The sequence below is a fragment of the Streptomyces boetiae genome (assembly GCF_031845405.1).
GTDB lineage: Bacteria > Actinomycetota > Actinomycetes > Streptomycetales > Streptomycetaceae > Streptomyces > Streptomyces boetiae.
The window spans coordinates 165,561-178,173 of record NZ_JAVREN010000003.1; the positions used below are offsets into that span (position 1 = coordinate 165,561).

The following is a 12,613-nucleotide window of genomic DNA, read 5'->3' on the forward strand; positions in this document are numbered from 1 at the left end:
GGAGGTGAGTGCGGATGACCAGTTCCCTGCCCGCCGTCGACGCCCCGACCCCCCTCGGCCCCGGCCCCCAGGCCGTCCTGCTGGACATGGACGGCACGCTGGTGGACACCGAGGGCTTCTGGTGGGACGCCGAGGTGGAGGTCTTCGCCGCGCTCGGCCACCGGCTGGCCGAGGAGCACCGCGCCGTGGTCGTCGGCGGCCCCATGACCCGCAGCGCGGGCTACCTCATCGAGGTCACCGGCGCGGACATCACCCTGGACGCCCTGCGCGACCTGCTCAACGCCACCTTCCTGCGCCGCCTGGAGCTGGGCGTGCCCCTGATGCCCGGCGCCCGCCGGCTCCTGGCCGAGCTGGCCGCGCACGGGGTCCCCGCCGCCCTGGTCTCCGCCACCCACCGCGCCGTGATGGACCGGATGCTGGCCTGGCTGGGCCCGGAGAACTTCGCGCTCACCGTCGCGGGCGACGAGCTGCCCCGGACCAAGCCCCACCCCGACCCCTACCTCGCCGCCGCCGCGGGCCTGGGCGCCGACCCGGCCCGCTGCGTGGCCGTGGAGGACACCGTCACCGGCGTGACCTCCGCCGAGGCGGCCGGCTGCCACGTGATCGCCGTTCCCTCCGTGGCGGCCATCCCGCCGGGCGCCGGGCGCACCGTGGTCCCCTCGCTGGAGGCCGTGGACCTCGCCCTCCTCCGCAGCGTGGCCGGCGCCCGCGGGGGTGACGCATCTCACTCGGAGGTGGCCGCGCCTCCGGTTTAGGGTCGAGCCAGTCGCAGAGGGCGAACGCTAAGGAAGAGACGTTGACGAAACGCCTTTCGTGGGTGGCGCTCCCCCTGGCTGCCGGTCTCGCCGTCGCGCTGCTGCTCGCCGGCTGCGGTCTGACCGGCGGCGACGAGCCCGGCGAGGGCCGGCCCGTGACGCTCGGCATGACCGACGCCATCGGGTCCCTCGACCCGGCCTCCGGCTACGACCCCGGCTCCTGGATGGTGTTCAGCAACGTCTTCCAGACCCTGCTCAGCTTTCCGCCCGGCGGCACCCAGCCCGAGCCCGAGGCGGCCGAGGACTGCGGCTTCACCGACCGCGTCAGCCGCCGCTACACCTGCACCCTCCGCCGGGACCTGACGTTCAGCAACGGCAACGAGCTGACCTCCGCCGACGTCAAGTACTCCTTCGACCGCACCCTGCGCATCGACGACCCCGACGGCCCGGCCGTCCTGCTCTCCTCCATCGACCGGATCGAGACGCCCGACGACCGCACCGTGACCTTCCACCTCGGCCGGCCGGACGCCACCTTCCCGCAGAAGATCGCCTCCGGCGCCGGGGCCATCGTGGACCACCTCTCCTACCCGGCGGACGCGCTGCGCACCGACGGCCGGGCGGTGGGCTCCGGGGCCTACACGCTGGAGAGCTGGGACGGGGAAGAGGCCGTCTTCGCCGTCAACTCCCGCTACACCGGCCCGGCCGAGGTCCGGAACTCCGGGGTCACCCTGCGCCTCTTCCACGGGGACCAGGAGGCGCTGCGCGGCTCCCTGGAGCGCGGCGAGGTGGACGTGGCCTACCGCGGCCTGACCGCCGGGGACATCGCCGAGCTGGACACCGCGGGCGTCGTCGGGGAGCGGGGGCTCACCGTCGTGGAGGGGGCCGGGGCCGAGGTCCAGCACCTGGTCTTCAACCTGGACGACCCGGTGGCAGGCCGCCTCGGCGTCCGGCGGGCCGTCGCCTACCTGCTCGACCGCTCCGCGCTGGTGCGCGACGTCTACCGGCGCACCGCCGAGCCGCTGTACTCCGTCGTCCCGGCCGGGATCACCGGGCACACCACGCCGTTCTTCGACGCCTACGGCGACAACCCGCGCCCCGGGGAGGCGGAGGCCGCGCTGCGCGAGGAGGGCATCACCGAGCCCGTGGAGCTGACCCTGTGGGTCACGCCCGTCCGCTTCGGCCCCGACACCGTGGCCGCCTTCGAGCACATCGCCCGCCAGCTCAACGACAGCGGCCTCTTCCGCGCCCGCGTCCGCAGCGTGGACGCCGACGCCTTCGACGAGGGCGTGGAGAACGGCGAGTTCGGCGCCTACGTCCGCGGATGGGTCCCCGACTACCCCGACCCGGACAACTTCACCGCGCCCTTCTTCGGCGACGGCAATGTGCTGGCCAACAACTACGACTCCCCGCGCATCAGCGAGGAGCTGATGCCGCGCACCGAGAGCGAGAGCGACCGGGCGCGCACCGCCCGGGACTTCGCCGCCGTGCAGGACATCGTGGCCGAGGACCTGCCGCTGATCCCGCTGTGGCAGGGGCGGCAGTACGCTGTCGCGGCCGAGAACATCGCAGGGCTCCAGTGGACCCTGGACGCCTCCACCGTCTTCCGCTTCTGGGAGATCGTGAACGCCCCCGCCGACTGAGCCCCGTCAGGGCCCCGGGCGCCCCCGAACGCCCGTCAGCTCCCCGGCCGCACCAGCCCGCTCTCGTAGGCGAAGACGGCCGCCTGCACCCGGTCCCGCAGGCCCAGCTTCGTCAGCACGTGCCCCACGTGCGTCTTCACGGTCGTCTCGCTGACGAACAGGTCGGCCGCGATCTCGGCGTTGGACAGGCCGCGGGCGACCAGCTTGAGCACCTCCACCTCCCGCTCGGTCAGCGTCTGGAGGGCGTCGGGCACCTGCTCCTCGCCCGAGGGCAGCTTCTCGGCGTACATGTCCAGCAGGCGGCGGGTGACGCTGGGGGCCAGCATCGCCTCCCCGGCCGCCACGACCCGGATGGCCTGCACCAGCTCGGCCGCCGGGGCGTCCTTCAGCAGGAAGCCGCTGGCCCCGGCCCGCAGGGCCTCCACCACGTACTCGTCCAGGTCGAAGGTGGTCAGTACCAGGACCTTCACCGGGCCGTCCTTGTCCGGGCCGGTGATCTGCCGGGTCGCCTCCACGCCGTCCATCCGCGGCATCCGGATGTCCATCAGGACCACGTCGGGCTGGAGCGCCCGCACCTGGTCCAGCGCCTGGAGGCCGTCCCCGGCCTCCCCGATCACCGCGATGTCGCCCTCGGCCTCCAGGATCATCCGGAACCCGGTGCGCAGCAGCGGCTGGTCGTCGACGAGCAGAACGCGGATCGGCACGGTGCCACCCTTCCCTCCGGCCTCACGGGTCGGCCGCCGACCATTCTCGCTCACCTCCCTCCGACCGCCTCTCCGGCGCCCTCCAGCGGCAGCCGCGGCTGGATCACCAGCGGGTAGGGCGGGGGAGTGCCCCCGAACTCCGGGCAGCGCGCGCGGTGATCGCACCAGTCGCACAGGCGCCCCCGGCTCGGCCGCCAGTCGCCGGACTCGGTCGCCGTGCGGATCGCCTCCCACAGCGCCAGCAGCTTGCGTTCGACCCCGCGCAGGTCGGCCTCGTCCGGGTCGTAGGTCAGCACGTCCCCGCTGCCCAGGTACACCAGCTGGAGGCGGCGGGGGACCTCCCCGCGCAGCCGCCACAGCACCAGCGCGTAGAACTTCATCTGGAACAGCGCCTCGGCCGCGTACTCCGGCCGGGGGGCGCGGCCCGTCTTGTAGTCGACGATCCGCACCTCGCCGCCGGGGGCCACGTCCACCCGGTCGATGACGCCGCGCAGCCGCAGCCCCGAGTCCAGCCGGGTCTCCACGAACAGCTCCCGCTCGGCGGGCTGGAGCCGCGCGGGGTCCTCCAGCGAGAACCACCGCTCCACCAGCTGCTCGGCCCCCGCCAGCCACTCCGCCAGCCGCGCCGGATCGATCGCGGCCTTCTCCGACCTCGCGTCCCCCTCGGTCCCCTCGTCCCCCTCGGTCCCCTCGTCCCCCTCGGTCCCCTCAACAGGCCCCGGCGCGCCCTCCTCCGCGAACAGCCGCGCCAGCTCGGGGCGCCGCGCCAGCAGACGCTCCCACTCCGTCGCGACCAGGGCCCTGGCCCGCGGCGCGCTGCGCTGCTCCGGCGGCGCGTCGAACACCCGCTCCAGCACGGCGTGCACGACCGTCCCGCGGGTCGCCGCCGCGCTCGGCTCCTCCGGCAGTTTGTCGATCACCCGGAAGCGGTAGAGCAGGGGACACTGCATGAAATCGGCGGCCCGGGAAGGGGAGAGCGAGTCCGGCGGCGAGGCGGAAGTCCCAGTCATGGAGCGAACCCTACGGCGCGTCACTGACACTTCCCCGCATACCATCGACTCCGGGCCCGCACCTGAGCGCAGGACCGGGCGCACGGCGACGAGGGGAACTGGTGGGAGACTCCGACAGCGGCCGCACACCCCGGGACCGGGACCGTCGGGCACCGGACGGCGCCCCGCCGCGCCGCGGGCCGACCGGGGGGATCCTGATGGGCCGGGTCGTCGGCGTCCCGGTCTACGTCGCGCCCAGCTGGTTCCTCGTCGCGGCCCTCATCACCTGGTTCTTCGGCAACCAGCTCGACCGCGTCCTGCCGGACCTCGGCGGCAGCCGCTACCTCGTCTCCCTCTTCTTCGCCGTCGCCTTCTACGCCTCCGTCCTGGTCCACGAGATCGCCCACACCCTCGCCGCCGTCCGCTTCGGCCTGCCGGTGCGCCGCATCCAGCTCCAGTTCTTCGGCGGCGTCTCCGAGATCGAGAAGGAATCCCCCACCCCCGGGCGGGAGTTCGTCCTCGCGGGCGCCGGGCCCCTGCTCTCCCTCGCGCTCGCCGGGGCCTTCGCGCTGTCCATGCTGGCGGTGCGCGCCGACACCGTTCCCGGCGTGCTGCTGGCCGGCCTGATGATCTCCAACCTCATCGTGGCGGCGTTCAACCTCCTGCCCGGACTCCCGCTGGACGGCGGGCGGATGCTGCGCGCCGTGGTCTGGAAGCTCTCGGGCAACGCCATGACCGGCACCGTCGCCGCCGCCTGGACCGGCCGGGCCTTGGCCGTCGCCGTCCTGATCGGCTTCCCCCTGGCCACGCACTACGGCACCGGCGGGGGCCGCGAGTCCCTCACGGGCGTGGAGACCCTCACCGACGCACTGCTGGCCGCCATCCTCGCCGCCATCATCTGGACCGGCGCCGGCAACAGCCTGCGCATGGCCCGCCTGCGCGAACGCCTGCCCGCCCTCAGCGCCCGCGCCCTCACCCGCCGAGCCGTTCCCGTCACCGCCGAGACCCCGCTCTCCGAGGCCCTGCGCCGGGCCAACGACGCCGGCGCCCGCGCCCTGGTCGTGGTCGACGCCGAGGGCCGGCCCCTCTCCGTGGTCCGCGAGGCCGGCATCGCCGGCGTCCCGCAGCACCGCCGCCCCTGGGTCCCTGTCGCCACGCTCGCCCAGGACCTCACCGCCGGGATGCGTGTGCGCGCCGACCTCAGCGGCGAGGGCCTGCTCGACCACCTGCGCACCGCCCCGGCCACCGAGTATCTCGTCGTGGAGGAGACCGGCGAGATCTACGGCGTCCTGTCCACCAGCGACGTGGAGCGCGCCTTCATCGACGCCATGGCCCGGACCCACCCCTCACCCCGGCCCAGGTCCGCGCCATGATCCGGGTGGACTAGGCTGACAGCCATGTCCGAACCGACCGGTGCAGCCCGCCGTCGCGGGCCCTTCAAGGTCGGGGACCAGGTTCAGCTCACCGACCCCAAGGGCCGCCACTACACGTTCACGCTCGAAGCAGGGAAGAGCTTCCACACCCACAAGGGAGCCTTCCCGCACGACGAGCTGATCGGGGCGCCCGAGGGCACCGTCGTCCGCACCACCGGAAACGTCGCCTACCTCGCGCTGCGCCCCCTGCTCCCCGACTACGTCCTGTCAATGCCGCGCGGCGCCGCCGTGGTCTACCCCAAGGACGCCGGCCAGATCCTGGCCATGGCCGACATCTTCCCCGGCGCGCGGGTCGTGGAGGCGGGCGTCGGCTCGGGCTCGCTGAGCACCTTCCTGCTGCGCGCCATCGGCGACCAGGGCATGCTCCACTCCTACGAGCGACGGGCCGACTTCGCCGAGATCGCCCGGGAGAACGTCGCCCGCTACTTCGGCGGCCCCCATCCCGCCTGGCGCCTGACCGTCGGGGACCTGCAGGACGAGCTGTCCGACACCGAGGTGGACCGCGTCATCCTCGACATGCTCGCCCCCTGGGAGTGCCTGGACGCCGTCTCCAAGGCGCTGGTGCCCGGAGGCATCGTCTGCGCCTACGTCGCCACCACCACCCAGCTGGCGCGCACCGTCGAGACCATCCGCGAGCACGGGACGTTCAACGAGCCGCGCGCCTGGGAGACGATGGTCCGCACCTGGCACGTGGAGGGCCTGGCCGTCCGCCCCGACCACCGGATGATCGGCCACACCGGCTTCCTGCTCACCGCCCGGCGCCTGGCCGACGGCGTCAGCCCGCCGCTGCGCCGCCGCCGCCCGGCCCCCGGCGCGTACGGAGCGGACTACACCGGCCCCGGGTCCGGTTCCGGCGCCGCAGAGTGAACGATCGGGCACCCCGCGGTTCCGCGCCGATGTGAGGTATGGCACGATGCCGGAGCTGGCACTGTGTCCTTTCTCACTGCTCTCACTGCCCCCTCCTCGCCCTCAGGAGACTCCCGCGTGCAGCTCCCGGCAGGTCACGACCTTCCGCACACCCGAGCCCGTACCGTTCACTGGCTGACCACCGCCGCGGCCCTCGCCGTCGTCACCGGCGCCGCCGCTCTCGTTCAGCCCTCCAACGCCACCGCCGCGGCCGAGGCGGGAGCCCCCGCCGGCCGGGCGGACGCCGAACCCCCCGCCGCCTCCCCGGGACCCGATCCCCGGGCGGTGGAGTACCCGCTGGAGTGCGGCCCGGTCGGGACCGTGGTCACCGAGCGGGCCGGCACCGACCTCGACGCCGACGGCGTGGGGGAGACGGTCGCCGTGGTCCGCTGCGACGCCGGCTCGGGCACCCCGCCCAGCGGCATGTACCTCATCGCCGCGGACGCCGGCCCCGGCGGAACGCCCGCCGTCGCCGAGACGCTGGTCGACCCCCGCGAGGGAATGACGGTGGACGCGCTGCGCGCGGAGGGCGACGCGATCGCCGTCCGGCTCACCGGGTACTCCTCGGCGGACGTGCCGCGCTGCTGCCCCGACCTGCGGCGCGAGGTCCGCTGGGAGTGGCGGGACGGCCGGCTGGTGCCGCTCGCCGTCCCCGGCTCCGGGGCCGCGGCTCAGGTCTGAGGCACCCGGCGGCCCGGGGCCTCCTCCGGGCCGCCGGGTGCCGGCCCCGTCAGGCGTCGTCGGCCTCCGGGCCGTACACCTCGGTGCCGTCCGAGACCCTCCGGACGTGGATGCACTGGCCCGGGCAGTCCTTCACGGAAGCGGTCACGTCGGTCAGCAGCGGCAGCGGCACCGGGGCCGCCGCGCCCGGCTCGGTCAGCAGCCCGGCCTCGGTACCCGCGGGCACGGGGGGCTTCACATAGGCAAGCCCGTCGATGTCGAGCTCGAACACCTCGGGGGCGTACTGCGCACAGATGCCGTCGCCCGTGCAGAGGTCCTGGTCGATCCAGACCTCCAGTTCCCCGGCCGCTTCGTTCTGCACCGTCATCGGTCTACCGTTCCTCGTAGGTATGCGTAGGGCTGATTCAAAGAGCGCCATCCCTGACGGCTGTTGACCGCTTACGACCATACAGCGGACGGCTTTCCTCTTCGGAAGGGTGGGTATTCCCCTGGCGAGAGGGAGTGCGCAAGGGTGAAGATCGGACACACCCCGACCGTCTTTGTGATCTAGGGGTTTCGAACTGCACCGGTCCAGGTAGGGTCTGGAAGCGTCCAGCTCCCCTTGGAGGAGGTGAGGACCGTGGTATCCCAGAACGACGACAGCAACCGCGGCATCCGGCCCGGTCGGGGATCCGACGACCCGACCCGGCAGATTGCCGACCTTGAGCAGGAGATCACCGTCCTGCGCCGTAAGCTGGCCGACTCTCCGCGGCACACTCGGATTCTCGAGGAGCGGATCGTCGAGCTGCAGACCAACCTCGCAGGCGTCACCGCCCAGAACGAACGCCTGGCCAACACCCTGCGCGAGGCCCGCGACCAGATCGTGGCCCTCAAGGAGGAGGTCGACCGCCTGGCGCAGCCGCCCTCCGGGTTCGGCGTCTTCCTGCACGCCGGCGAGGACGGCACCGCCGACATCTTCACCGGAGGCCGCAAGCTCCGGGTGAACGTCAGCCCCAGCATCGACCTCGACGACCTCAGGCGCGGCCAGGAGGTCATGCTCAACGAGGCGATGAACGTCGTCGCGGCCATGGAGTTCGAGAGCGCCGGGGACATCGTCACCCTCAAGGAGATCCTGGAGGACGGCGAGCGCGCCCTGGTGGTCGGCCATACGGACGAGGAGCGGGTGGTCCGCCTCGCCGAACCCCTGATGGACGTCACCCTCAGGGCCGGCGACGCCCTCCTGCTGGAGCCCCGCTCCGGATACGTCTACGAGGTCGTTCCCAAGAGCGAGGTCGAGGAGCTCGTCCTCGAAGAGGTCCCCGACATCGACTACACCCGGATCGGCGGCCTCGGCGGCCAGATCGAGCTGATCCGCGACGCGGTCGAGCTGCCCTACCTCTACCCCGACCTCTTCCGCGAGCACGAGCTGCGCCCGCCCAAGGGCGTCCTGCTCTACGGCCCGCCCGGCTGCGGCAAGACCCTGATCGCCAAGGCCGTCGCCAACTCCCTGGCCAAGAAGGTGGCCGAGGTCACCGGCAAGCCCGCGGGGAAGAGCTTCTTCCTCAACATCAAGGGCCCCGAGCTGCTGAACAAGTACGTCGGCGAGACCGAGCGGCACATCCGGCTGGTCTTCCAGCGGGCCCGCGAGAAGGCCGGCCAGGGCACCCCCGTCATCGTCTTCTTCGACGAGATGGACTCGCTCTTCCGCACCCGCGGCTCCGGCGTCAGCTCGGACGTGGAGAACACCATCGTCCCCCAGCTGCTCTCCGAGATCGACGGCGTGGAGGGCCTGGAGAACGTCATCGTCATCGGCGCCTCGAACCGCGAGGACATGATCGACCCGGCGATCCTGCGCCCCGGCCGGCTCGACGTGAAGATCAAGATCGAGCGCCCGGACGCGGAGGCGGCCCGGGACATCTTCTCCAAGTACCTCACCCCCCGGCTCCCGCTGCACGCGGACGACCTGTCCGAGCACCGGGGCAACGCCGAGGCCACCGTCCAGGGCATGATCCAGACCGTCGTCGAGCAGATGTACGCCGAGTCCGAGGAGAACCGCTTCCTCGAGGTCACCTACGCCAACGGCGACAAGGAAGTCCTGTACTTCAAGGACTTCAACTCCGGCGCCATGATCCAGAACATCGTGGACCGGGCGAAGAAGATGGCCATCAAGGACTTCCTCGACCACGACCAGAAGGGCCTGCGCGTCTCTCACCTGCTCTCCGCCTGCGTGGACGAGTTCAAGGAGAACGAGGACCTGCCCAACACCACCAACCCGGACGACTGGGCCCGCATCTCCGGCAAGAAGGGCGAGCGGATCGTCTTCATCCGCACCCTGGTCACCGGGAAGCAGGGCGGCGACACCGGCCGTTCCATCGACACGGTGGCCAACACCGGACAGTACCTGTAGTGCACGACACATCCGGCTGCGGGGCGCGCGAGGGCGGGCCCCGCAGCCGGGCCTTTTACCGACCGCGGGGAAGGAAACCCGCAGTGATCTCCTCACCGCACCGCGTGTCGCCTAGGCTCGTAGGCAGCGTCGGCGCGGCGGAGGGCAGCCGCCGGGCAAGGAGGACCGCATGTCAGTACGGCGAGTGATGGGCATCGAGACGGAGTACGGCGTCTCCGTCCCCGGGCACCCGAACGCCAACGCCATGCTCACCTCCTCCCAGGTCGTGAACGCCTACGCGGCGGCCATGCACCGCGCCCGCCGGGCCCGCTGGGACTTCGAGGAGGAGAACCCCCTGCGCGACGCCCGCGGCTTCGACCTGGCCCGGGAGAACGCCGACGCCAGCCAGCTCACCGACGAGGACATCGGCCTGGCCAACGTCATCCTCACCAACGGCGCGCGGCTCTACGTCGACCACGCCCACCCCGAGTACAGCTCCCCGGAGACCACCGGCCCCCGGGACGCCCTGCTGTGGGACAAGGCCGGCGAGCGGATCATGGCCGAGGCCGCCCGGCGCGCGGCCGAGGTCCCCGGCTCCCAGCCGATCCACCTCTACAAGAACAACACCGACAACAAGGGCGCCTCCTACGGCACCCACGAGAACTACCTCATGAAGCGGGAGACGCCGTTCTCCGAGATCGTGCGGCACCTGACGCCGTTCTTCGTCTCCCGCCAGGTGGTCTGCGGCGCGGGGCGGGTCGGCATCGGGCAGGACGGCGGCGAGCACGGCTTCCAGCTCAGCCAGCGCGCCGACTACTTCGAGGTCGAGGTCGGCCTGGAGACGACCCTCAAGCGGCCCATCATCAACACCCGGGACGAGCCGCACGCCGACGCCGAGCGGTACCGCAGGCTCCACGTGATCATCGGGGACGCCAACCTCTCCGAGATCTCCACCTACCTCAAGCTCGGCACCACGGCGCTGGTGCTCTCCATGATCGAGGACGGCTTCATCGCCGTGGACCTCGCCGTGGACCAGCCCGTGCGCACGCTGCACCGCGTCAGCCACGACCCGTCGCTGCGCGAGCCGATCACGCTGCGCAGCGGGCGTTCGCTCACCGCGGTGCAGCTCCAGATGGAGTACTGCGAGCTGGCCAGGAAGTACGTCGAGGAGCGCTGGGGCCAGGACGCCGACGAGCAGACCCTGGACGTCCTGGACCGCTGGGAGGACGTGCTGGGCCGCCTGGAGACCGACCCGATGAGCCTGGCGGGCCAGCTCGACTGGGTCGCCAAGCGGGAGCTGATGGAGGGGTACCGGCGCCGGGACGGCCTGGGCTGGGATGCCGCGCGCCTGCACCTGGTCGACCTCCAGTACGCGGACGTGCGCCCGGAGAAGGGCCTGTACAACCGCCTGGTTGCCCGCGGCCGGATGGCCCGGCTGCTGACCGAGGAGGACGTGCTCGGGGCGATGACCCGGCCGCCGGCCGACACCCGGGCGTACTTCCGCGGGCGCTGCCTGGAGCAGTACGCGGACGACGTCGCCGCCGCCTCCTGGGACTCGGTGATCTTCGACCTGCCGGGGCGGGACTCGCTCCAGCGGGTGCCCACGATGGACCCGCTGCGCGGCACCGAGGAGCACGTCAAGGCGCTGCTCGACCGCTGCGGAACGGCCGAGGAGCTGGTCCGGGCGCTCTCCGGCGGCTGATTTCCGGGCGTTCCGGGAATCATGGAGGTGGCTCCCGGGCGTTGTACGGACGCAGAGCCAATGTCAGCCCCGGCTAGTAGGGTCTGATCTTGTCACGTCGAACTGAGCATGGGGTGAGGGAGATGGCGACCAAGGACACCGGCGGCGGCCAGCAGCGCGCGTCGCGCACCAGCGAGGAAGTCGAGGAGCAGACCCAGGACGCGGAGGTCTCGGAGGAGCTCAAGGAGCGGCAGGAGGCCCTGACGGACGACGTCGACTCCGTCCTGGACGAGATCGACGAGGTCCTGGAGTCCAACGCGGAGGACTTCGTCCGCAGCTTCGTCCAGAAGGGCGGCCAGTAGGCCTCGGGGAGCCTCGGGAAGCCCGTGCGCTCCGGGTGGATCTTCAGCATGTGACGGGTAGGGTCCGTGGCATACGCTGCCTGCAGCCCCGGCCGCACCGCCGGACCGGGGCAGCGGACCGTTTCTCCTACCTGGAAGGACACCTGTGGCGGCCAACTCCCACGATCAGGGGCGACTCCCGGCAGCCTTCCTGCGGCCCGGCTCGTCCTCTTTCCTGGACTTCCTGACCGAGTACGCCCCGGAGCGGCTTCCGGGCAGTCTCCGGCTGCCGCCCGTGGAGGGCCCGGTGGAGGCCGTGCACGGCACCACCATCGTCGCGGCCACCTTCGACGGCGGCGTGGTGCTGGCCGGCGACCGCCGGGCCACCATGGGCAACATGATCGCCCAGCGGGACGTGGAGAAGGTGTTCCCCGCCGACGAGCACTCGGCGGTGGGGATCGCCGGGACCGCGGGCCTGGCCGTCGAGCTGGTCAAGCTCTTCCAGCTGGAGCTGGAGCACTTCGAGAAGGTGGAGGGCCACGCCCTCTCCCTGGAGGGCAAGGCCAACCGGCTGTCCACCATGATCCGCGGAAACCTGGGCATGGCGATGCAGGGCTTGGCCGTGGTCCCGATGTTCGCCGGGTACGACCTGGAGCGGCGCAGGGGCCGGATCTTCTCCTACGACGTGACCGGCGGCCGTTCCGAGGAGCTGGGCTTCGCCTCCGTCGGCTCCGGCTCCCTCTTCGCCCGCGGCTCGCTCAAGAAGCTGCACCGCGAGGGCCAGTCCGAGCAGCAGACGGTCACCGCCGTCGTTCAGGCGCTCTACGACGCGGCCGACGACGACTCGGCCACCGGCGGCCCCGACCTGACCCGCCGGATCTACCCGATCGTGACGGTGATCACCGAGGAGGGCTACCGCCGGCTCGCCGAGGCGGAGGTCGCCGAGACCGCGCGCGCCGTTCACGAGGGCCGCCTGGAGCTGCCCAACGGGCCGCAGGCGCCGGTCCTCTAGCCCTCGGCGGACCGGCCCGGCCCGGCCGGCGGCGCCCCCGGGTCCGCCGGCCCTCTCCACGTTTCCACGCCCACTTTCTCCGACGGACAGAAAGGGACGAATAGCG

At 72.3% G+C, this 12,613-nt stretch carries 12 protein-coding genes; 9 read left to right on the top strand and 3 right to left on the bottom strand.

Annotated features, from left to right (window positions below):
• Positions 1-14: 14 nt before the first annotated feature.
• Both RM780_RS03115 and RM780_RS03120 read left to right on the top strand, forming a co-directional pair.
• The gene (locus RM780_RS03115) at positions 15-755 is read left to right on the top strand and encodes an HAD family hydrolase (RefSeq protein ID WP_311628865.1); all 741 of its coding nucleotides are present in this window, start codon (positions 15-17) and stop codon (positions 753-755) included.
• 41 nt (positions 756-796) lie between these two features.
• Positions 797-2,395, top strand: a complete 1,599-nt coding sequence (locus RM780_RS03120; RefSeq protein WP_311628866.1) for an ABC transporter substrate-binding protein — start codon at positions 797-799, stop codon at positions 2,393-2,395.
• 35 nt (positions 2,396-2,430) lie between these two features.
• Here the strand turns inward: RM780_RS03120 and RM780_RS03125 are convergent, their stop codons facing one another.
• Both RM780_RS03125 and RM780_RS03130 read right to left on the bottom strand, forming a co-directional pair.
• Entirely contained in the window at positions 2,431-3,099 is a 669-nt protein-coding gene (locus RM780_RS03125; RefSeq protein WP_311628868.1) for a response regulator transcription factor, read from the bottom strand.
• Positions 3,100-3,149: 50 nt separating this feature from the next.
• Positions 3,150-4,109 carry a RecB family exonuclease gene (locus tag RM780_RS03130; RefSeq protein ID WP_311628869.1) on the bottom strand — a complete coding sequence of 320 codons (960 nt, stop codon included), beginning with the start codon at positions 4,107-4,109 and terminating at the stop codon, positions 3,150-3,152.
• Positions 4,110-4,207: 98 nt separating this feature from the next.
• On the opposite strand from RM780_RS03130, the gene RM780_RS03135 reads away from it, so the two are divergent.
• The 3 genes from RM780_RS03135 to RM780_RS03145 all read left to right on the top strand — a co-directional run bounded on the left by RM780_RS03135 (position 4,208) and on the right by RM780_RS03145 (position 7,108).
• Positions 4,208-5,461: a site-2 protease family protein gene (locus RM780_RS03135; RefSeq protein ID WP_311628942.1), complete on the top strand. Its 1,254-nt coding sequence runs from the start codon at positions 4,208-4,210 to the stop codon at positions 5,459-5,461.
• Positions 5,462-5,485: 24 nt separating this feature from the next.
• On the top strand, positions 5,486-6,388 hold the full coding sequence (locus RM780_RS03140) for a tRNA (adenine-N1)-methyltransferase (protein WP_311628870.1): 903 nt from the start codon (positions 5,486-5,488) through the stop codon (positions 6,386-6,388).
• 117 nt (positions 6,389-6,505) lie between these two features.
• Positions 6,506-7,108, top strand: coding sequence for a hypothetical protein (locus RM780_RS03145; RefSeq protein ID WP_311628871.1), 603 nt, complete (start codon positions 6,506-6,508; stop codon positions 7,106-7,108).
• A 49-nt stretch (positions 7,109-7,157) separates the two neighbouring features.
• Here the strand turns inward: RM780_RS03145 and RM780_RS03150 are convergent, their stop codons facing one another.
• Positions 7,158-7,475 (bottom strand): ferredoxin, encoded by a 318-nt coding sequence (locus tag RM780_RS03150; RefSeq protein ID WP_311628872.1) that lies wholly within the window; start codon positions 7,473-7,475, stop codon positions 7,158-7,160.
• 234 nt (positions 7,476-7,709) lie between these two features.
• Here RM780_RS03150 and arc point away from each other — a divergent pair, with 234 nt between their 5' ends.
• The 4 genes from arc (at position 7,710) to prcB (ending at position 12,507) form a co-directional block, all read left to right on the top strand.
• Positions 7,710-9,494 (top strand): proteasome ATPase, encoded by a 1,785-nt coding sequence (gene arc, locus RM780_RS03155; RefSeq protein ID WP_394812873.1) that lies wholly within the window; start codon positions 7,710-7,712, stop codon positions 9,492-9,494.
• A gap of 169 nt (positions 9,495-9,663) precedes the next feature.
• Positions 9,664-11,175 (top strand): depupylase/deamidase Dop, encoded by a 1,512-nt coding sequence (gene dop, locus RM780_RS03160; RefSeq protein ID WP_311628874.1) that lies wholly within the window; start codon positions 9,664-9,666, stop codon positions 11,173-11,175.
• A 122-nt stretch (positions 11,176-11,297) separates the two neighbouring features.
• The gene (locus tag RM780_RS03165) at positions 11,298-11,516 is read left to right on the top strand and encodes a ubiquitin-like protein Pup (protein WP_311628875.1); all 219 of its coding nucleotides are present in this window, start codon (positions 11,298-11,300) and stop codon (positions 11,514-11,516) included.
• Between the two features lie 145 nt (positions 11,517-11,661).
• Entirely contained in the window at positions 11,662-12,507 is an 846-nt protein-coding gene (gene prcB / locus RM780_RS03170; RefSeq protein ID WP_311628876.1) for a proteasome subunit beta, read from the top strand.
• The last annotated feature ends 106 nt before the right edge of the window (positions 12,508-12,613 follow it).